Genomic DNA, 18,623 nt, shown 5'->3' on the forward strand with positions numbered 1-18,623 from the left:
CGTAGTTCCGCTGGGCGGCATCGGTATCCGTGCGACACCGATGCCGCCCTCGGCGTGTGCGGGGGTGGTTCAGATACCGCCGGTGGCGAGCAGACCGCCGTCTACCCGGACGCAGTCGCCGGTGATCCAGGCGGCCTCGTCGGAGACCAGGAACGCGATCAGCCTCGCCACGTCCTCCGGGACGCCGAGGCGCTTGAGCGGATACACGCTGGCGGCGCGGTCCTCGTCGGCGGAGTACAGGGCGTCGGCGAACTTGGTCTTCACCACGCCCGGCGCCACCGCGTTGACGCGGATGTTCGGGCCCAGCTGCCAGGCCAGCTCCTCGGTGAGCCGGATCAGCGCCGACTTGGAGGCGCCGTAGGCGGAGATGACGCCCGAGGACCGGATCCCGGCCACGCTGGCCACATTGACGATCGCGCCGCCGTGCTCGGCCATCCACGCCCGGTAGGCCTGCTGGACGTAGCCGAGCGAGGCCACCACATTGACGTCGAAGATCTTGCCGACCGCGCCCAGGTCGGCGTCCATCAGCGCGCCGTAGACCGGGTTGATACCGGTGTTGTTGACCAGGATGTCCAGCGAACCGAACTCCGCGACCGCCCTGGCCACGGCCTCGGCGCGGGAATCGGCGTCGCCCGCGTTGCCCGCGAGCGCGCTCACCTGCCCCTTGTGCCCGAGTGCGCGCAGCTCGGTCGCCGCGGCCTCGAGCGGCTCGGGCTTGCGCGCGGTGATCAGCACGTTGGCCCCCCGGCGCAGGAGTTCGGCGGCGGTGGCGAGGCCGATGCCGCGGCTCGCTCCGGTGACGAGGGCGGTCCTGCCAAGTAGATCGGTAGTCATGCGACGAGAGTAACCACGCTCACACCCGGCGGCGCCGGTTCGGCCGCCGCGTCGGCGGACGGTAAAATGGGTGGTTCTTGCCGAGGCCGACGGTGCACGATGGGTCGGTTCGGCGTCACCATTCTGTGCGACACGAGGAGAAGCCCTGTGATCACGGCGACCGACCTGGAGGTCCGGGCCGGAGTCCGCACCCTGCTCGCGGCCCCCGGGCCGGCGCTGCGGGTGCAGTCCGGCGACCGGATCGGACTGGTCGGCCGCAACGGCGCCGGCAAGACCACCACCCTGCGCATCCTCGCGGGGGAGGGTGAGCCGTACGCGGGCAAGATCACGCGCTCCACCGAGATCGGCTACCTGCCGCAGGACCCCAAGGAAGGCGATCTCGACGTGATCGCCCGCGACCGGGTGCTCTCCGCGCGCGGCCTGGACACGCTGATCCGGGACATGGAGAAGCAGCAGGCGCTGATGGCCGAGGTGGTCGACGAGAAGGAACGCGAGAAGGCGATCCGCAAGTACGGCCGCCTCGAGGATCAGTTCTCCTCGCTCGGCGGGTACGTCGCCGAGAGCGAGGCCGCCCGCATCTGCAACAGCCTCGGCCTGCCCGACCGGGTCCTCGGCCAGCAGCTGCGCACCCTCTCCGGTGGTCAGCGCCGCCGCATCGAGCTGGCCCGCATCCTGTTCTCGGCCTCCGACGGTTCGGGCGGTCGCTCCGATCGCATCCTGCTGCTCGACGAGCCGACCAACCACCTCGACGCCGACTCCATCACCTGGCTGCGCGGGTTCCTGCAGAACCACGACGGCGGCCTCATCGTGATCAGCCACGATGTCGAATTGCTCGAGGCCGTGGTCAACAAGGTGTGGTTCCTCGACGCGGTGCGCGGCGAGCCCGACGTCTACAACATGGGCTGGAAGAAGTACCTCGACGCCCGCGCCACCGACGAACAGCGACGCGTCCGCGAGCGCGCCAACGCCGAGAAGAAGGCGAGCGCGCTGCGGCAGCAGGCCGCCAAGCTCGGCGCCAAGGCCACCAAAGCTGCTGCGGCACACCAGATGGTGCGCCGGGCCGAGCGGCTGATGGCCGAGCTCGACGACGTGCGCGTGGCCGACAAGGTCGCCCGCATCCGCTTCCCCGAGCCCGCGCCGTGCAGCAAGACCCCGCTCATGGTGAACAACCTGACCAAGCTCTACGGGTCGCTGGAGATCTTCACCGGCGTCAACTTCGCCGTCGACAAGGGCAGCCGCGTCGTGGTGCTCGGCCTCAACGGCGCGGGTAAGACGACCATGCTCAAGCTGCTGGCCGGCGTCGAGACGCCGACCTCCGGCGGTGTCGAGCAGGGCCGTGGCCTCAAGGTCGGCTACTTCGCCCAGGAGCACGACACCCTCGACGATCAGGCGACGGTGTGGGAGAACATCCGGCACGCGTCCCCGGACGCGGGCGAGCAGGAGCTGCGCAGCCTGCTCGGTGCCTTCATGTTCACCGGCCCGCAGCTCGAGCAGCCCGCGGGCACGCTGTCGGGCGGTGAGAAGACCCGGCTGGCGCTGGCCGGGCTGGTGTCCTCGGCGGCCAACGTGCTGCTGCTCGACGAGCCGACCAACAACCTCGACCCGATCTCGCGCGAGCAGGTGCTCGAGGCGCTGCGCACCTACGCGGGTGCCGTCGTCCTGGTGACCCACGACCCGGGCGCGGCCGAGGCGCTCAACCCCGAACGCGTCATCCTGCTGCCGGACGGCACCGAGGACCACTGGTCGAAGGAATACGCCGAGCTGATCGACCTCGCCTGAGCCGTCGGCGGCGTGCGGCGGTCGCGCCGAGGCCGTGACGGCGGTGTGTCGCGCGTGAAACGCTGTGTCGGGAGGGAACTCGCGGCACTCGCGTGAGTTTCATCACTGTTTTCGTTGATCACCGAGTCCGGAGTGTCTAGCCTGGAATCAGCTGCTCGGCGACTCGGAGGAAGCCATGAGCGACAGTGCGAGACAGGCCGCTAGGTCGGCCAAGGGCAAGACGACGATCGGCAAGGCCGCGCTGGGAAAGGGCACCCGGGTCACGGGCAAGTCCCGCGACCGGCTGCAGACCCAGCTGAAGAAGCAGTACGAGGCGGGTGCGAGCATCCGCTCACTGGCCAGGGCCACCGGCCGCTCGTACGGCTTCATTCACAATGTGCTGGTCGAATCGCACGTCGAGTTGCGCGGCCGCGGCGGCGCCAACCGGCGCAAGAATCCGGCCGACTGAGGCGCGCTCACCAGCCGGGGACGGCACCGTCCCCGCGCACCAGCAGGTTCGCCAGGCTGGCGAACAGCGGCAGGCCCGTCTTGATCTCGAGATAGGCGAACTGCCCCTGCGGATTGACCTCGAGGAAGTAGTACTCCCCGTCGGTGCCCAGCCGCAGGTCCACGACGCCGAAGCTCAGCCCGAGGGCGCCCATCAGGGTGGCCAGCGACTTGCTGACCGGGGCGGGCAGCCGGTCGCGGGCGAAGCCGACCGAGGTGTCGAGCCGGGAATCGACCCGGCCGACGCCGGCCTGCGAATCGATGCGCACCGACCACTCGATGCCGTCGACCCACACCACCCGCAGATCGCAGCTGGCCTCGACATAGTCCTGGAACGTGGTCGGGGTCGACCGGATCGTGCCGAGCCTGCTCAGCTCCGGCCTGGTGATGATCCTGGTCTCGGAGAACTCGCCGCGCCCGGTGCCGGTGCGCTTGTACACCACTGGGCCGGAACGGGATTCGACGAAACTGCGGGCCTCGTCCGGGTCGTTGGTGATCAGCGTCTCCGGGATGGTGAACCCGGCGCGCTGCGCGGTCTCGAGCTGGACGATCTTGCGGCTGGCGGTGCGCTCGGCGGCCGGATCGTTGACCCAGTACGCCGGGATCGACCACAGCATGCCCTGCAGGAACCCGTCGCACTCGGCCTGGCGGAACTCGTCGTCGGCGGCGCGCACGCCGTGCGGCACCTGGCACGGATGCGGCCTGCGCCACCAGACCGCGCGCACGTCGTCGAGCCCGTGGACATGGGCGAGCGCGCGGTTGGTGCCCGCCTTGTCGAGCCGGAAACTGCCTGTCTCCCTGGGGAAGTCGCGCAGATCGAGCCGGATCGGGTCGAGCCCGTGGTGTTCTCGCAACGTGGCGGCCAGCGCATCGGCGTGCAGGTCGTCTGTTTCGGAGACGATGAGCACCGCGTCGGTCGCGCGTTCCATGACCGTGGGCCGTTCAGTCGAGGCTGTCGCAGTTGAGGCCGTCGCGGAAGGTGAACGTGGCGCCGGTGACGCCGCCGCGCTCCGCGATCCGCAGCTTGGTCGCCCAGGTGCGGGTGGCCTGGGCCAGCAGATCGTCACCGAGTGCCTCGGACGGATCGGGCGCCAGCGTGATCGGGCGGTCGACCAGCTCCACCCGCATCCGGCGGGTGAAATCGGCGGTCGCGCCGGGCCGGATGTCGACCCGCACCTGCCGTTCCCCGGCGGCGGCGCGGTCCTCGGTGAGCCGTACGACATCACGCCGGTCGAAGGTCCACGTCCCACCGTCGACCCGGACCGAGATGTCGCGATCGGACTCGGCCACCAGCAATCCGCGCAAGGCGGGGCCCCGATCTCGGGACGACGCGGTAGCGGGGAGGTGGATGGCGTCGGTCATGGGCACTCACTCCGATCTTCTCGTCTGCTCGCGATTTGCCAGAACCCCCGAAGGTGCTACGGATCATAGCGCGCGAGCGCGTCGCGCCGAGCCGGTTCGCGAGATTTGCGGAGCCCCGGGCAAACCGCCGAGCGGCGCGTGATCGCCTAGCGGGGAGAGAATTTCGGACAACACAGCCGGGGATCGCCCCGTCGCACCGGCAATCGATCAGCAAACGATGGTGGAGACGGCGACGGCCCGCATCGCCGCGAGATTGCCGGCGATCCGGGCCGTGTCGGGAGGTGTCAGAGGCCGAGGAGCTCCGGGCACTCGGCCAGCCCGCGGAAGTGCTCGGCCGGGTTGGGGACCAGCTTGCGCGCGGTCAGATCCATCGCGCCCGCCACCACGGTGATCTCGGCGGACACGGTGCCGTCGAGTTTGATGATCTGGTGCTGGAAGCGGAAGACCTTGCCGCCGTCCCACTCGCAGGCGGCCGTCACGGTCACCTCGTCGCCGCCGCGCAGCTCGCGCCGGTACTTGATCGTCGACTCGAGCACGACCGCGCCGATCCCGGTGGCGAGGAACTTGTCCTGCGGGATGCCCGCCGCCCGCATCAGTTCCCAGCGGGCGTGCTCGCCGTACTGGTGGTAGACGGCGTGGTTGAGATGACCCTGGGTATCGAGCTCGTAGCCGCGGACGAGGACCGGTACGGAGAATGTCATACGGCGTATAACCGGCGGCTTCGCCGCGATTGTTCCCGCCACGCCTGCAATCTGTGACACAGACCGGCAGGTTCGGTATGGCCGTTCGGTCAGCGGCGCTGCGCGGCGCGTTCGGCCCGCCAGGCGGGGGCGTCGACGAAGTGGTTGTCGAATTCGTCCTGGGCGGCGAGGAATTCGTCGTGTGTCGCCTCGCCGCGGATCAGGCGGTCGAGCAGGCGGAAGTACTCGAATCGCTGCACGCCGGGCATCAGCGCGATGAGGATGCGGGCGCCGCTGTCGGGAGTGGCGCCGAAGGCGTGCGGCATGTGCCGGGGGACCACCAGGGAGCCGCCGGCGCCGACGGTGAGGATACGGTCGCCCGCGAGGACCTGGAGTTCGCCGTCGGCGACGTAGAACAGCTCGTCGGAGCGGGTGTGGAAGTGCGGTGCCGCGCCGTCGGCGCCCTGGACCATGGTGACCTCCAGCGTGCTGACGGTGCCGTCGCTGGCGTCGGCGTCGGTGAGCAGGCGCATTCGCACGGCGTCGGTGCCGAGGGTCTCCGCGTCCTCGGGCAGGCAGAGGGCGATGTCGCGAGCGTTCGTCATGGCCATTCCATTCGCTGGTTGATAGTTCGCTGCCAAACTATATCGCAGCGAATAGAATCGTGTCCATGGATGATCCGGATGCCGTCGACGCCATCGCCGCCCAGTGGCGCCGCGAACGCCCCGACCTCGACCTGGCCGCGATGGCCGTCTTCGGACGGCTCGGCAGGCTGATGGTCGTGGCGACGGCGCGCATCGAGGCCGTCTTCACCGCGCACGGCCTGCAGCGTGGCGAGTTCGACGTGCTTGCGGCGCTACGTCGTTCGGGCGCGCCGTGCGAGCTCAACCCCTCGGTGCTCGCCGATACCCTGATGCTCTCGCGCGCCGGAATGACCGGGCGGATCGACCGGCTGGAAGCGGCCGGGCTGGTCCGCCGGATCGCCGATCGGGCCGACCGCAGGGCGGTGCGGGTCGCGCTCACCGAGGAGGGGCGCGCGCTCGTCGACGTCGTGGTCGCCGCGCACACCGAGAACGAGACACGCATGCTGTCCGTGCTCGACCCCGCCGATCGGGAATCGCTGGATCGCATCGCCCGCATCATGCTGAGAAGCCTCGGCGACTAGCCGATCCCGGGTGGCGCAACCGTCGCCGCCCTGTTTCCCGCGCGCCGCAATCGGGGATGGCGAGGTTCGAAAGCTGCTGTGCCGGTGTCGGTTTCGTGCCTCAGTCGCGGCGGCGGACGGAGGCTTCGACGAGGTCGAGGACGGCGGAGAGGTTGTCGTCGGTGTGGCCGGAGGCGATCCGGGCGATCAAGCCGTCCAGCACGAGGTCGAGGTAGCCGAGCAGGACGTCGGTGGGGACGTCGTCACGCAGCGCGCCCGCGGCCTTGCGGCGTTCCAGGCGGGCCAGGGTGGCCGCGGTGAGCTCGGCCGAGCGCTGGGTCCAGCCCGCGCGGAATTCGGGGTCGGTGCGGACCCGGCGGGCGATCTCGAGCCGGGTGCCCAGCCAGTTGAATTCCTCGGGGCGGGCGAGCATGTCGCGCATGACCTGCACGATGCCCTGGTTGGCCGCGACCTCGGCCATGCGCTCGGCGTCGTCCTTGGCGAGGGCGAAGAACAGCGCGTCCTTGTCGCGGAAGTGGTGGAAGATGGCGCCGCGCGAGAGGCCGATGGCCTCTTCCAGACGGCGCACCGTGGCGCCGTCGTAGCCGTATTCGGCGAAGCAGCGCCGTGCGCCGTCGAGGATCTGGCTGCGGCGGGCGGCGAGGTGGTCGTCGCTGACCTTGGGCATGAGTCCTCCAACGGGGAATACACGGACCCCCGCCCCGGAATTCCGAGACGGGGGCTGTCGCGAACAGGGCATCCGTGACCGGATGCCCGTGTGGTGCAGCATCATTCGATACTGCACCACCGGACACCGAGGTGTTAGCCGCGGATCATGTTGCGCAGGACGTACTGCAGGATGCCGCCGTTGCGGTAGTAGTCGGCCTCACCGGGGGTGTCGATGCGGACGACCGCGTCGAACGTGGTGACCTTGCCGTCTTCCGCGGTGGCGGTGACCTTGACGGTCTTCGGGGTGACACCCTCGTTGAGAGCGGTGATGCCCTCGATGTCGAAGGTCTCGGTGCCGGTCAGGCCCAGCGACGCGGCCGACTGGCCGGCCGGGAACTGCAGCGGCACAACGCCCATGCCGATGAGGTTGGAGCGGTGGATGCGCTCGAACGACTCGGTGATGACGGCCTTCACGCCCAGCAGGCTGGTGCCCTTGGCGGCCCAGTCACGCGAGGAGCCCGAACCGTACTCCTTGCCACCGAGCACGACCAGCGGGATGCCGGCGGCCTGGTAGTTCTGCGAGGCGTCGTAGATGAACGCCTGCGGGCCGCCCTCGAGGGTGAAGTCGCGGGTGTAGCCACCCGAGACGTCGTCGAGCAGCTGGTTGCGCAGCCGGATGTTGGCGAAGGTGCCGCGGATCATCACCTCGTGGTTACCACGACGCGAGCCCAGCGAGTTGTAGTCCTTGCGGGCCACACCGTTGGCGTCGAGGTACTGCGCGGCGGGGGTGCCGGGCTTGATGGGGCCGGCCGGGGAGATGTGGTCGGTGGTGACCGAGTCGCCCAGCAGTGCCAGGACGCGGGCGCCCTTGATGTCGGTGACCGGGCTCGGCTCCATCGACATGCCGTCGAAGTACGGCGCCTTGCGGACGTAGGTCGACTTCTCGTCCCACGCGAAGGTGTCGCCCTCCGGGGTGGCCAGGCCCTGCCAGCGGGCGTCGCCGTCGAAGACGGTGGCGTAGGAGTTGCGGAACATGTCCTGGCTGATCGACGCCTTGATGGTGTCGTCGATCTCCTGGGCCGAGGGCCAGATGTCCTTCAGGAAGACGTCGTTGCCGTCGGTGTCCTGGCCGAGGGCGTCGGTCTCGAAGTCGAAGTCCATGGTGCCCGCGAGCGCGTACGCGATGACCAGCGGCGGGGAGGCCAGGTAGTTCATCTTCACGTCGGGGGAGATGCGACCCTCGAAGTTGCGGTTACCCGACAGCACGGCGGTGACCGAGAGGTCGTTGTCGTTGATCGCGGCCGAGATCTCCTCGGGCAGCGGGCCGGTGTTACCGATGCAGGTGGTGCAGCCGTAGCCACCGACGAAGAAGCCCAGCTTCTCCAGGTAGGGCCACAGGCCGGCCTTCTCGTAGTAGTCGGAGACGACCTGCGAGCCCGGCGCCATGTTGGTCTTCACCCACGGCTTGGTCGACAGGCCCTTCTCCACCGCGTTGCGGGCGAGCAGGGCGGCGCCCAGCATGACCGACGGGTTGGAGGTGTTGGTGCAGGAGGTGATACCCGCGACCACGACGGCGCCGTGATCGAGGACGAAGTCACCGCGCTCCTCGGAGCGCACCTCGACCGGCTTGGACGGACGGCCGTTGGCACCCTTGGCGGCCGAGTGGGCCGGGGTGTAGGTGTCGTCGGCGGCGTTCGCGGACACGGCGACCGAATCCGACGCCGGGAAGGACTCCTCGCCGGCCTCGTCCAGCGCGGTGAGCTCGCCCTCGCCGACGTAGTTGACGATGTCGGAGCGGAAGGCGGCCTTGGAGTCGCTGAGCAGGATGCGGTCCTGCGGGCGCTTCGGACCGGCGATGGACGGCACGACGGTGCCCAGGTCCAGCTCCAGGTACTCCGAGTACGCGGGCTCGTTGTCGGCGTTGTGCCACATGCCCTGTTCCTTGGCGTACGCCTCGACGAGCGCGAGCTGCTCGTCGGTGCGGCCGGTCAGGCGCAGGTAGTTGATGGTCTCCTCGTCGATCGGGAAGATCGCCGCGGTGGAGCCGAACTCGGGGCTCATGTTGCCCAGGGTGGCGCGGTTGGCCAGCGGCACCTCGGACACGCCCGCACCGTAGAACTCGACGAACTTGCCGACGACGCCGTGCTTGCGCAGCATGTCGGTGACGGTGAGCACCACGTCGGTGGCGGTGACGCCCGGCTTGATCTCACCGGTCAGCTTGAAGCCGACGACGCGCGGGATCAGCATGGAGACCGGCTGGCCCAGCATCGCGGCCTCGGCCTCGATGCCACCCACGCCCCAGCCCAGCACGCCCAGGCCGTTGACCATGGTGGTGTGCGAGTCGGTGCCCACACAGGTGTCGGGGTAGGCCTGGCCGTTGCGGACCATGACGGTGGGGGCCAGGTACTCGATGTTGACCTGGTGGACGATGCCCATGCCCGGGGGGACGACCTTGAAGTCGTCGAAGGCGCCCTGGCCCCAGCGCAGGAACTGGTAGCGCTCGCCGTTGCGCTCGTACTCGAGCTCGACGTTGCGCTCCAGCGCGTCGGCGCGACCGAAGACGTCCAGGATCACCGAGTGGTCGATGACCATGTCGGCGGGGGAGAGCGGGTTGACCTTGCTCGGGTCGCCGCCGAGGGTGGTGACGGCCTCACGCATGGTGGCGAGGTCGACGATGCAGGGCACGCCGGTGAAGTCCTGCATGATCACGCGCGCGGGGGTGAACTGGATCTCGACGCTCGGCTGCGCCGAGGGGTCCCAGTTCGCGATCGCGCGGATGTGATCGGCGGTGATGTTGGCGCCGTCCTCGGTGCGCAGCAGGTTCTCCGCCAGCACCTTCAGGGCGTAGGGCAGCTTCTCGGTGCCGGGAACAGCCGAGAGACGGAAGATCTCGTAGGAGTTGCTTCCGACCTCGAGCGTGCCCTTGGCGCCGAAGGTATCAATCTTCGTCACGTCAGCTCCACTCATGTGTGAGGGTGTGCCGCCGGCGGGGCTGTGCCGGCGACTCGCGTCTTCGGAGGGGGTTCCGGCGCCGTGAGATGCCGGTTTCCTCGCCGTACGAGCCTAACAGTACGCTTGTCCTATGAAATACGCGGGGGCGGTTGGGCGTGCCGTGCGAGCATGTCCGCGCGCACCGTCGGCTACTGTGCCAGTCGAGCGAGTCGGGGAATGACGCGTTGACGCTCACCCTGCAGTGTTGGATGCCCGTCGCGACGTAGGCGGCCGAGGCTCGACAGACCGGATGGAAGATGACCGTCTTGCACACCTTTGCGCCGATGGCCGCGGAACTGCCGCCGAATACCGTGCTGAGCAGTGTCCGGTCCGATCTCGCCGACAATCACGTCGCCGCTCCCAAGGGTGTGAACCAGGAGAAACTGGCGGCGATCGTCGCCGAGGCGCGATCCGAGGGGATCCCGCTGAGCGTCGTCGTCGTTCCCGGTAACCCCGGCCACGACTCGAGCCTACGTGACCTGGCCACCGAGGTGGGTAAAAGCACGCAGGGCACCGTCGCGGTCTTCAGCGACGACTGGGTCGGCACCTACAGCGACGGCATCAGCCGGGTGCGGCTGGAGTGGGCCGAGGACGCCGCCAAGTACAAGGGCAACCACCCCGAGGAGGCCCTGCAGGCCTTCGTCGGACGGCTCGAGGAGCCCGAGGGCGTGTCCTGGGGGCTGATCACGGCCGTGCTGCTGGTGCTCACCGCACTGGTGATCGCCGGCTTGTACCTCGTGAAGGTCCGTCGCGGTCCCGATGCCGACCCGCGGGATTCGGTCGCCTCGGCGCCCCGCGGTGCGGGATCCCCCGAGTAACAGGTTTCCCTTTCGTCACATTTCCAGACCTCTGGTCTGTTTTTGGCGTGCAATCCTGTCGCCGATGAGGCTAACTCCGGGCAATCGGCAAATTACACCCCTGTCATCCTGTGGCTGATGTTTCCTTTGTGAACTATGTGTCGTACGGTTGCGGTGATCGCGATCGTGAAAGCAGTGGTACAGGGGGCATTGGTCGACTCCTGTGGTCGATGGGTGGGCTGATGCGCCGGTGGCGTAGGTCGAGTCGAGTCACTCGGAGGTGCCGTGCGCGGTGCGGGCAGGCAGGACGAACCAGGTCTATTACGGGTAGCGGCAGGATTGCTGATGGCGCTGGCCGTCCTCGCGAGTGCGGGACCGGTCGCGGCGGTGCCACCGCCGCCACCGAATCCCTCCGACGGTGAGATCGCGGGCGCGGGCGCCCAGGTCGACGCGCGGGTCGGCGAGATCGGCGGGCTGATCAATCGCGTCGCCGCGGCCGACCAGCAGTTGCGGGCCCTCGACGATGTGCTCGCCGCCAAGCGCGAGGCGGTCAACCAGGCGCTGGTCGACCTGCAGACCGCGCGCGACGCCGCCGACGCGGCCGCGGCCGCGGTCACCGATTCCCAGGCGCTGCTGGCCGACGCGGGCGCGAAAGTCGGTGTGGCCCGCCAGGATTTCGATCAGCTCGCGACCCAGGCCTATGTGCGGCCGGTGAACAGCTCGGTCGTCACCTATCTGGCCTCCGCCACGCCGGACGCCGCGATGGATCGCGCGCAGGTGCTGAGCATGGTCTCGAAGAACCAGCGTCAGGTCCTCGACGAGCTCCGCCGCACCCAGATCGCGCAGGCCAACCAGAACGCCGCCGCCCGGCAGGCCAAGGCCGACGCCGACAGCGCCGCCGATGCCGCCGAACAGCAGAAGAACGTCGCCCAGAACGCGGTGGCCGTCGCCAAATCCGAATACGACAGCCAGGCCGTCACCCGCGACAACCTCCAGCGCGATCGCGCCGCCGCGCAGTCCGCGCTCGACGTCGCCCGGCAGACCGTCGCGGGCCTGCAGAGCCAGCGCGAGGTGTTCCTGGCCTGGGACGACCAGCGCAAGGCCGAGGTGACCGCGCTGCTCGCCGCCGCCAACGCCGCCGCCCAGCGCGCGGCCGCCGACCAGGCGGCCCGCGACCGCGCCGCCAAACTCGGCGAGGGCCAGCGCCCGCACACCGAGCTCGAATCGACCCCGGCCGCGCCGCGCAAGACCCAACCCAAACCGACGAAACCGCAGGTCACCGGGTCGGCTGCGATCGAGACGGTGATCGACCGGGCGATGTCGCAACTCGGCGTCACCTACGCCTGGGGTGGCGGGGACGAGGACGGACCCACCCTCGGCATCCGCGACGGCGGCACCGCCGACGCGCACGGCGACTACAACAAGGTCGGCTTCGACTGCTCGGGCCTGATGCTCTACGCCTTCGCCGGTATCGGCGTCTCCCTGCCGCACTACAGCGGTTATCAGTACAACGCGGGCACCCGCGTCGACGTCGAGGACCGCGAACGCGGTGACATGCTGTTCTGGGGACCGGGCGGCAGCGCGCACGTCGCGCTCTACCTGGGCAACGGCAAGATGATCGAGGCCCCCGAATCCGGTGACGTCGTGAAGATTTCGCCGGTCCGCGAGGACGGCATCATGCCCTACGCGGTCCGCATCGTCACCGAATGAGCAGGTATCGTCGCTGGTAGCGGCCGGTGAGGCCGCCCGGGCTCGCGATCGGCCGACGCGCGTGAGCCCCGTCACCGTCATGACGAATTCCGGTCTACTCCCGGCCGGTTGCGGCATACCGGGCGATTACCTGGAATAGTTGGGGCGGCACGCACAGGACCAAAGCGAAAGCGGGGATGTTGGTGACTTCGACGGAAGGTGTGAGCGGGCCGAAGCTGGCGAAGGACGCCGGTACGGCAACGCCGAGCACCCTGGAGCGTGACGTCCAGACTCTCGAGAAGGCGATCTACGAGGTCAAGCGGGTCATCGTCGGCCAGGATCGCCTGGTCGAGCGGCTGCTCGTCGGCGTGCTGTCGCGCGGCCACGTGTTGCTCGAGGGTGTGCCCGGTGTCGCGAAGACGCTCGCCGTGGAAACCTTCGCCAAGGTCGTCGGCGGCTCGTTCTCGCGCGTGCAGTTCACGCCCGACCTGGTGCCCACCGACCTCATCGGTACCCGCATCTACCGCCAGGGCCGCGAGGAGTTCGACACCGAGCTCGGCCCGGTCGTCGCGAACTTCGTCCTCGCCGACGAGATCAACCGCGCCCCGGCCAAGGTGCAGTCCGCGCTGCTCGAGGTGATGGCCGAGCGCAAGCTGTCGATCGGCGGCAAGACCTACCCGATGCCCGATCCGTTCCTGGTCATGGCGACCCAGAACCCGATCGAGAGCGAGGGCGTGTACCCGCTGCCCGAGGCCCAGCGCGACCGATTCCTGTTCAAGGTCGTCGTCGACTACCCCTCGGTCGAGGAAGAGCGCGAGATCATCTACCGGATGGGCGTGACCCCGCCGGAGCCCAAGCAGGTCCTCGCGCCCGAGGACATCATCCGGCTGCAGAAGCTGGCCGCCAACGTCTTCGTGCACCACGCGCTGGTCGACTACGTGGTCCGGGTGATCACCGCGACCCGCACCCCCGCCGAGTTCGGCATGCCCGATGTCGCCAGCTGGATCTCCTACGGCGCCTCGCCGCGTGCCAGCCTCGGCATCATCGCCGCCGCGCGCGCCGTCGCCCTGATCCGCGGCCGGGACTATGTCGTTCCGCAGGACGTCGTCGAGGTGATCCCGGACGTGCTGCGGCACCGTCTGGTGCTGTCCTACGACGCGCTCGCCGACGAGGTCACCCCCGAAGACGTGATCAAGCGCGTGCTGCAGACAGTCGGCCTGCCGCAGGTCGCGCCCCAGGCCGTCGGTGGCCAGGCCGCGCCGCAGCAGCCCGCGGTGCCCCAGCCGCCCGCCCAGCAACAGCCCGTGCCGCAGCCGGTGAACGGGCAGCAGTCCCAGCCCGCCGGCCACGTCGCGCCCCAGTGAGTGCGCCGGAACCCGTTGTCCGCGTGCCCATGTCGTCCCACGCGCCGCCGTCGTTCCGAGCCGGTGAACTGACCGACCCGAAGCTGTCCGCCGCGCTCAAGACGCTCGAACTGACGGTGCGGCGCCGCCTCGACGGTGTGCTGCACGGCGACCACCAGGGCCTCATCCCCGGTCCCGGCTCGGAACCGGGCGAGGCGCGCCTGTACCAGCCGGGTGACGATGTGCGGCAGATGGATTGGTCGGTCACCGCCCGCACCACCCATCCGCACGTGCGGCAGATGATCGCCGACCGCGAGCTCGAGACCTGGCTCGTCGTCGACCTGTCGTCGAGTCTGGACTTCGGCACCGGCCGGGTGCAGAAGCGCGATCTCGCGATCGCGGCGGCCGCGGCGATCACGCATCTCACCTCCGGCGGCGGCAATCGCATCGGCGCCGTCGTCGCCACGGGCCAGGACCTGGTGCGCATCCCCGCGCGTAGCGGTCGCCTGCACGCCCAGACCATGCTGCGCGGCATCGCGACCACCCCGCACGCCCGCGACGGTGTGCGCGGTGATCTCAAGGCCGGCATCGAGTCGCTGCGCCGTCCGCAGCGCAAACGCGGTCTGGCCGTGGTGATCAGCGACTTCCTCGGCGATGTCGACTGGCAGCGCTCGCTGCGCGCGATCTCCGCGCGCCACGATCTGCTCGCGGTGGAGGTGCTCGACCCCCTCGATGTCGCGCTGCCCGACGGTGGCGACGTGGTGCTGCACGATCCGGAATCGGGTCGCACCCGCGAGTTCAGCGTCACCCCCACGCTGCGTGCCGATTTCGCGGCCGCCGCGCAGGCCCAGCGCGCGCAGGTGCAGCAGGCGCTGCGCAGCTGCGGCGCGCCGGTGCTGTCGCTGCAGACCGATCGGGACTGGATCGCCGATGTGGTCCGGTTCGTGTCCACCCGGCGCCACAGCCTCGGCGCCCCGAGCGGGCGGGTGCCTCGCCAGTGAGTATTTCGCATTTCACGGCCGTCGTCTGGCTCGGTTTCCTGGTCGTCGTCGCCCTGCTGGTGCTCGGCTATGTGCTGGTCCAGCGGGCCCGGCACAAGCGGATGCTGCAGTTCGGCAACATGTCCGTGCTCGAGCGGGTCGCCCCGTCGCGGCCCAGCCCGATGCGGCACGTGCCGATCGCGCTGATCCTCGCCGGCCTGGTGCTGCTGACCGTCGCCGCCGCCGGACCCACCGCCGTGCAGAAGGTGCCGCGCAACCGCGCGACCGTCGTGCTGGTGATGGACGTGTCGCTGTCGATGGAGGCGACCGACGTGGAGCCGAACCGGCTGCAGGTCGCGCAGAAGGCCGGTAAGGAATTCGTCGACGGCCTGACGCCGGGCATCAACCTCGGTTTCGTCACTTTCGCCGGTACCGCGTCGGTGATGGTGTCGCCCACGACCAACCGCGAGGCCGTCAAGCATTCGATCGACAACATCAAGCTGGCCGAGCGCACCGCGACGGGCGAGGGCATCCTGACCGCACTGCAGTCGATCGACACCCTGGCCGCCGTCCTCGGCGGCGCCGAGACCCCGCCGCCCGCCCGCATCGTGCTGATGTCGGACGGCAAGCAGACCGTGCCCGACGACAAGGACGTCGACAACCCGCGGCACGGCTTCACCGCGGCCCGGCTGGCCAAGAACAAGAACATCCCGGTCTCCACGATCTCCTTCGGCACCGAATGGGGCACCGTCGAGATCCCGGATTCCGACGGCAAGGGCTCGCAGCGGGTGAAGGTGCCCGTGGACAACGCCTCGCTCCAGGAGATCGCCAAGCTGTCCGGCGGGGAGTTCTACACCGCGTCCTCTCTGGCCGAACTGCGCGCCGTCTACGACACCCTCGAGGAACAGATCGGCTACGAGACCACCCGTGGCGACGCGAGCAGGCCGTGGCTGCTGCTCGGTATGTTGTTCGTCGCCGCCGGCGTCGTGGTCAGTTTGCTCTATCGTCAACGCCTGCCCTAGCACGCCTCGCCCCGCGTTGTGAGCCGTCGCAGTGCCGCGACCCTGACGCGGGGCACACGAACCGGAACAGATAGGTTGGACCCTATGTCGAACGTCACATCCCGCTCGGTCCTGGTGACCGGTGGTAACCGCGGAATCGGTCTCGCGGTCGCCCAGCGCCTGCTCGCCGACGGCCACAAGGTCGCCGTCACGCACCGCGGATCGGGGGTGCCGGAAGGTCTGTTCGGAGTGAAGTGCGATGTCACCGACAGTGAGTCGGTCGACCGGGCGTTCACCGAGGTCGAGGAGCACCAGGGTCCGGTCGAGGTGCTGGTGGCCAATGCGGGCATCACCGACGACACCCTGCTGATGCGCATGACCGAAGAGCAGTTCACCAAGGTCATCGACGCCAACCTGACCGGCGCGTTCCGCTGTGCCAAGCGCGCCAACCGCGCGATGCTGCGTGGCCGCTGGGGCCGGATGATCTTCCTGGGTTCGGTCGTCGGCATGAGCGGCCAGGCCGGTCAGATCAACTACGCATCGTCCAAGGCCGGTGTCATCGGTCTGGCGCGTTCGGTGACCCGTGAGCTGGGTTCGCGTTCGATCACCGCCAACGTGGTCGCGCCCGGTTTCATCGAGACCGACATGACCGCAGAGCTGCCCGACGACCTGAAGGAGATGGCGAAGAAGTTCATCCCGCTGCAGCGCCTCGGCCAGCCCGAGGACATCGCCGCGGTGGTCAGCTTCCTCGCCTCCGAGGATTCCCGCTACGTCTCCGGTGCCGTCATCCCGGTCGACGGCGGCATGGGCATGGGTCACTGACCCGCTAACGGATCGCACCGCGCCGCCGACAATCCGGTGGCGCACGAAACGACCACCAGATTTCAGGAGAACCGAAAACTCATGGGCGGACTGCTCGAAGGCAAGACCATCCTGGTCACCGGCATCATCACCGATTCGTCGATCGCGTTCAGCGCGGCGGCGGTCGCGCAGGAGCAGGGCGCGAAGGTGATCATCACCGGCATCCCGGAACGGCTGCGGCTGATCGACCGCATCGCCAAGCGCCTGCCGCAGGAGGTGCCGCCCGCCATCCCGCTGGACGTCACCAACGAGGAGAACCTGGGCGCGCTGGCCGACGCCCTGCGCGAGCTGGCTCCCGAGGGCATCGACGGTGTCCTGCACTCGATCGCCTTCGCGCCCAAGACCCTGATGGGTCCGGACGCGGTGCCGTTCCTGGAGGGCCCCGGCCCCGACGTGGCGAAGTCCTTCGAGATCTCCGCCTGGAGCTACGCCTCGCTGGCCCGCGCCGTGCTGCCGGTGATGAACGAGGGCGGCTCCATCGTCGGTATGGACTTCGACCCGCGCGTGGCGATGCCGTACTACAACTGGATGGGCGTCTCCAAGGCCGCGCTGGAGTCGGTGAACCGGTACGTGGCCCGGGAAGTGGGCTACGCCAAGAAGATCCGCTCCAACCTGATCGCCGCCGGTCCGGTGAAGACCCTCGCGGCGAAGGCCATCGCCGGTACCGCCACCGACGACGCCAAGCAGCTGCGTCAGCTGGACGAGTACTGGGACGGCGCGTCGCCGATCGGCTGGGACGGCGCCGACGCGCGCGCGGTCGGCAAGTCGATCGTCGCGCTGCTCTCGGACTGGCTGCCCGCCACCACCGGCTCGATCATCTACGTCGACGGCGGCGCCAGCCACAACATGTGGTTCCCCGAGGGCTTCACCGCCAACTGATGACCGACGGCCTCCTGCTGCTGTCCTTCGGTGGCCCCGAGGGCCCCGAGGACGTGATCCCGTTTCTGGAGAACGTCACTCGGGGCCGCGGGGTACCGCGCGCGCGGCTCGACGAAGTCGCCCAGCACTACCTGCATTTCGGTGGCGTCTCGCCGATCAACGCGCTCAACCGCAACATCATCGCCGCGGTGGAAACCGATCTCGCCGACGCCGGGATCGAGCTGCCGGTGTATTTCGGCAACCGCAACTGGCACCCGCAGGTGGAGGACACCGTCGCGCGGATGACCGCCGACGGTGTCCGCTCGGCCCTGGTCTTCCCGACCTCGGCGTGGGGTGGCTACTCGGGGTGCCGCCAGTACGACGAGGACATCGCCCGCGCCCGCGCCGCGGTCGGCGACGGTGCGCCCGAACTGGTGAAGCTGCGCCAGTACTTCGACCATCCGCTGCTGATCGCCGCGTTCGCCGACGCGATCACCGCCGCCCTCGCCCGGATTCCGGCCGATCGCCGCGACGGTGCGCGCCTGGTGTTCACCGCGCACTCCATCCCGGTCTCGGCCGATATCGCCGCGGGCCCACCCGCCGACGGCGGCCGCCTCTACAGCAGGCAGGTCGCCGAGGCGGCCCGATTGTGCGCGGCCGCCACCGGTTTCGCCGACTTCGACCTGGTGTGGCAGTCGCGCTCCGGCCCGCCGCAGGTGCCGTGGCTGGAACCCGACATCGTCGATCACCTGGAGGTGCTGCACGGCAAGGGGATCGACGCCGTCGTGGTCTGCCCGGTCGGCTTCGTCTCCGATCACCTCGAGGTGATCTGGGATCTCGACAACGAGGCCGCGCAGAAGGCGGCCGAGCTCGGCATGGCCTTCGCCCGCGCCGCGACACCGGGGACCGACCCGCGGTTCTCGCGCATGGTCGTCGAACTGGTCCAGGAGCGGATCGCCGGGGGGCCGGTGCGTGAACTCGGCGAGGTGCCCGGCTACGGCTGCACCGTCGACGGCGCCCTGTGCGCGCCCGGCTGCTGCGCCCCGGCGGCGCGCCCGGCCAGGCCCTGAACACAACCGGATAAACATTCGCCGGGTCGACCGGGTCCGGGGAGTAGGCTTTGCGGAGTTGTGCTCGACTGATCGGAGG

Annotated in this window: 18 protein-coding genes; 11 read left to right on the forward strand and 7 right to left on the reverse strand. The window is 69.4% G+C overall.

What is annotated here, in order from left to right; genetic code table 11:
• Positions 1-69: 69 nt before the first annotated feature.
• On the reverse strand, positions 70-834 hold the full coding sequence (locus tag ACFYWJ_RS17335) for an SDR family oxidoreductase (RefSeq protein WP_355275981.1): 765 nt from the start codon (positions 832-834) through the stop codon (positions 70-72).
• 147 nt (positions 835-981) lie between these two features.
• Between ACFYWJ_RS17335 and ACFYWJ_RS17340 the strand changes: the two genes are divergently transcribed.
• Positions 982-2,613 carry an ABC-F family ATP-binding cassette domain-containing protein gene (locus ACFYWJ_RS17340; protein ID WP_355275979.1) on the forward strand — a complete coding sequence of 544 codons (1,632 nt, stop codon included), beginning with the start codon at positions 982-984 and terminating at the stop codon, positions 2,611-2,613.
• A gap of 175 nt (positions 2,614-2,788) precedes the next feature.
• Positions 2,789-3,061 (forward strand): helix-turn-helix domain-containing protein, encoded by a 273-nt coding sequence (locus tag ACFYWJ_RS17345; RefSeq protein ID WP_355275977.1) that lies wholly within the window; start codon positions 2,789-2,791, stop codon positions 3,059-3,061.
• Positions 3,062-3,068: 7 nt separating this feature from the next.
• On the opposite strand, the gene ACFYWJ_RS17350 is transcribed toward ACFYWJ_RS17345, so the two are convergent.
• The 4 genes from ACFYWJ_RS17350 to ACFYWJ_RS17365 all read right to left on the reverse strand — a co-directional run bounded on the left by ACFYWJ_RS17350 (position 3,069) and on the right by ACFYWJ_RS17365 (position 5,746).
• The gene (locus ACFYWJ_RS17350) at positions 3,069-4,028 is read right to left on the reverse strand and encodes an MvdC/MvdD family ATP grasp protein (RefSeq protein ID WP_355275975.1); all 960 of its coding nucleotides are present in this window, start codon (positions 4,026-4,028) and stop codon (positions 3,069-3,071) included.
• 13 nt (positions 4,029-4,041) lie between these two features.
• A complete protein-coding gene (locus ACFYWJ_RS17355) occupies positions 4,042-4,461 on the reverse strand; it encodes a hypothetical protein (RefSeq protein ID WP_355275973.1) in 420 nt (139 codons plus the stop codon).
• Positions 4,462-4,745: 284 nt separating this feature from the next.
• Positions 4,746-5,162 carry an acyl-CoA thioesterase gene (locus tag ACFYWJ_RS17360; protein WP_355275971.1) on the reverse strand — a complete coding sequence of 139 codons (417 nt, stop codon included), beginning with the start codon at positions 5,160-5,162 and terminating at the stop codon, positions 4,746-4,748.
• 89 nt (positions 5,163-5,251) lie between these two features.
• Positions 5,252-5,746: a cupin domain-containing protein gene (locus ACFYWJ_RS17365; RefSeq protein ID WP_387162510.1), complete on the reverse strand. Its 495-nt coding sequence runs from the start codon at positions 5,744-5,746 to the stop codon at positions 5,252-5,254.
• A gap of 65 nt (positions 5,747-5,811) precedes the next feature.
• On the opposite strand from ACFYWJ_RS17365, the gene ACFYWJ_RS17370 reads away from it, so the two are divergent.
• Positions 5,812-6,306 carry a MarR family transcriptional regulator gene (locus ACFYWJ_RS17370; protein WP_355275969.1) on the forward strand — a complete coding sequence of 165 codons (495 nt, stop codon included), beginning with the start codon at positions 5,812-5,814 and terminating at the stop codon, positions 6,304-6,306.
• 100 nt (positions 6,307-6,406) lie between these two features.
• On the opposite strand, the gene ACFYWJ_RS17375 is transcribed toward ACFYWJ_RS17370, so the two are convergent.
• Complete coding sequence (locus tag ACFYWJ_RS17375; RefSeq protein WP_019047713.1) at positions 6,407-6,973, reverse strand: TetR/AcrR family transcriptional regulator; 567 nt, start codon at positions 6,971-6,973, stop codon at positions 6,407-6,409.
• Between the two features lie 134 nt (positions 6,974-7,107).
• Positions 7,108-9,921: an aconitate hydratase AcnA gene (gene acnA / locus ACFYWJ_RS17380; protein WP_387162506.1), complete on the reverse strand. Its 2,814-nt coding sequence runs from the start codon at positions 9,919-9,921 to the stop codon at positions 7,108-7,110.
• A 281-nt stretch (positions 9,922-10,202) separates the two neighbouring features.
• On the opposite strand from acnA, the gene ACFYWJ_RS17385 reads away from it, so the two are divergent.
• The 8 genes from ACFYWJ_RS17385 to ACFYWJ_RS17420 all read left to right on the forward strand — a co-directional run bounded on the left by ACFYWJ_RS17385 (position 10,203) and on the right by ACFYWJ_RS17420 (position 18,544).
• A complete protein-coding gene (locus ACFYWJ_RS17385) occupies positions 10,203-10,763 on the forward strand; it encodes a DUF6676 family protein (RefSeq protein WP_355275965.1) in 561 nt (186 codons plus the stop codon).
• 324 nt (positions 10,764-11,087) lie between these two features.
• Complete coding sequence (locus tag ACFYWJ_RS17390) at positions 11,088-12,452, forward strand: NlpC/P60 family protein (protein WP_355275963.1); 1,365 nt, start codon at positions 11,088-11,090, stop codon at positions 12,450-12,452.
• A gap of 176 nt (positions 12,453-12,628) precedes the next feature.
• Positions 12,629-13,795, forward strand: a complete 1,167-nt coding sequence (locus ACFYWJ_RS17395) for a MoxR family ATPase (RefSeq protein ID WP_355275961.1) — start codon at positions 12,629-12,631, stop codon at positions 13,793-13,795.
• A 29-nt stretch (positions 13,796-13,824) separates the two neighbouring features.
• Positions 13,825-14,775 (forward strand): DUF58 domain-containing protein, encoded by a 951-nt coding sequence (locus ACFYWJ_RS17400; protein ID WP_355276014.1) that lies wholly within the window; start codon positions 13,825-13,827, stop codon positions 14,773-14,775.
• Positions 14,772-15,776: a VWA domain-containing protein gene (locus ACFYWJ_RS17405; protein ID WP_218716512.1), complete on the forward strand. Its 1,005-nt coding sequence runs from the start codon at positions 14,772-14,774 to the stop codon at positions 15,774-15,776. Before ACFYWJ_RS17400 ends, ACFYWJ_RS17405 begins: the two co-directional genes overlap by 4 nt.
• A gap of 84 nt (positions 15,777-15,860) precedes the next feature.
• Positions 15,861-16,577 (forward strand): 3-oxoacyl-ACP reductase FabG1, encoded by a 717-nt coding sequence (fabG1, locus tag ACFYWJ_RS17410; protein WP_355275959.1) that lies wholly within the window; start codon positions 15,861-15,863, stop codon positions 16,575-16,577.
• Positions 16,578-16,658: 81 nt separating this feature from the next.
• Positions 16,659-17,495: an NADH-dependent enoyl-ACP reductase InhA gene (gene inhA / locus ACFYWJ_RS17415; RefSeq protein WP_218716513.1), complete on the forward strand. Its 837-nt coding sequence runs from the start codon at positions 16,659-16,661 to the stop codon at positions 17,493-17,495.
• Complete coding sequence (locus ACFYWJ_RS17420) at positions 17,495-18,544, forward strand: ferrochelatase (RefSeq protein ID WP_355275957.1); 1,050 nt, start codon at positions 17,495-17,497, stop codon at positions 18,542-18,544. Before inhA ends, ACFYWJ_RS17420 begins: the two co-directional genes overlap by 1 nt.
• Positions 18,545-18,623 lie beyond the last annotated feature (79 nt).

Origin of the sequence: Nocardia sp. NPDC003269 (genome assembly GCF_042888005.1) — a bacterium.
Taxonomy (GTDB): domain Bacteria; phylum Actinomycetota; class Actinomycetes; order Mycobacteriales; family Mycobacteriaceae; genus Nocardia.

Excerpts from the sequence above, each read along its gene's own strand:
- ACFYWJ_RS17335 (WP_355275981.1), bottom strand. The coding sequence starts at position 834 with ATGACTACCGATCTACTTGGCAGGACCGCCCTCGTCACCGGAGCGAGC.
- ACFYWJ_RS17345 (WP_355275977.1), top strand. The coding sequence starts at position 2,789 with ATGAGCGACAGTGCGAGACAGGCCGCTAGGTCGGCCAAGGGCAAGACG.
- ACFYWJ_RS17350 (WP_355275975.1), bottom strand. The coding sequence starts at position 4,028 with ATGGAACGCGCGACCGACGCGGTGCTCATCGTCTCCGAAACAGACGAC.
- ACFYWJ_RS17355 (WP_355275973.1), bottom strand. The coding sequence starts at position 4,461 with ATGACCGACGCCATCCACCTCCCCGCTACCGCGTCGTCCCGAGATCGG.
- ACFYWJ_RS17360 (WP_355275971.1), bottom strand. The coding sequence starts at position 5,162 with ATGACATTCTCCGTACCGGTCCTCGTCCGCGGCTACGAGCTCGATACC.
- ACFYWJ_RS17365 (WP_387162510.1), bottom strand. The coding sequence starts at position 5,746 with ATGACGAACGCTCGCGACATCGCCCTCTGCCTGCCCGAGGACGCGGAG.
- ACFYWJ_RS17370 (WP_355275969.1), top strand. The coding sequence starts at position 5,812 with ATGGATGATCCGGATGCCGTCGACGCCATCGCCGCCCAGTGGCGCCGC.
- ACFYWJ_RS17375 (WP_019047713.1), bottom strand. The coding sequence starts at position 6,973 with ATGCCCAAGGTCAGCGACGACCACCTCGCCGCCCGCCGCAGCCAGATC.
- acnA (WP_387162506.1), bottom strand. The coding sequence starts at position 9,921 with ATGAGTGGAGCTGACGTGACGAAGATTGATACCTTCGGCGCCAAGGGC.
- ACFYWJ_RS17385 (WP_355275965.1), top strand. The coding sequence starts at position 10,203 with ATGACCGTCTTGCACACCTTTGCGCCGATGGCCGCGGAACTGCCGCCG.
- ACFYWJ_RS17390 (WP_355275963.1), top strand. The coding sequence starts at position 11,088 with ATGGCGCTGGCCGTCCTCGCGAGTGCGGGACCGGTCGCGGCGGTGCCA.
- ACFYWJ_RS17395 (WP_355275961.1), top strand. The coding sequence starts at position 12,629 with ATGTTGGTGACTTCGACGGAAGGTGTGAGCGGGCCGAAGCTGGCGAAG.
- ACFYWJ_RS17400 (WP_355276014.1), top strand. The coding sequence starts at position 13,825 with ATGTCGTCCCACGCGCCGCCGTCGTTCCGAGCCGGTGAACTGACCGAC.
- fabG1 (WP_355275959.1), top strand. The coding sequence starts at position 15,861 with ATGTCGAACGTCACATCCCGCTCGGTCCTGGTGACCGGTGGTAACCGC.
- inhA (WP_218716513.1), top strand. The coding sequence starts at position 16,659 with ATGGGCGGACTGCTCGAAGGCAAGACCATCCTGGTCACCGGCATCATC.
- ACFYWJ_RS17420 (WP_355275957.1), top strand. The coding sequence starts at position 17,495 with ATGACCGACGGCCTCCTGCTGCTGTCCTTCGGTGGCCCCGAGGGCCCC.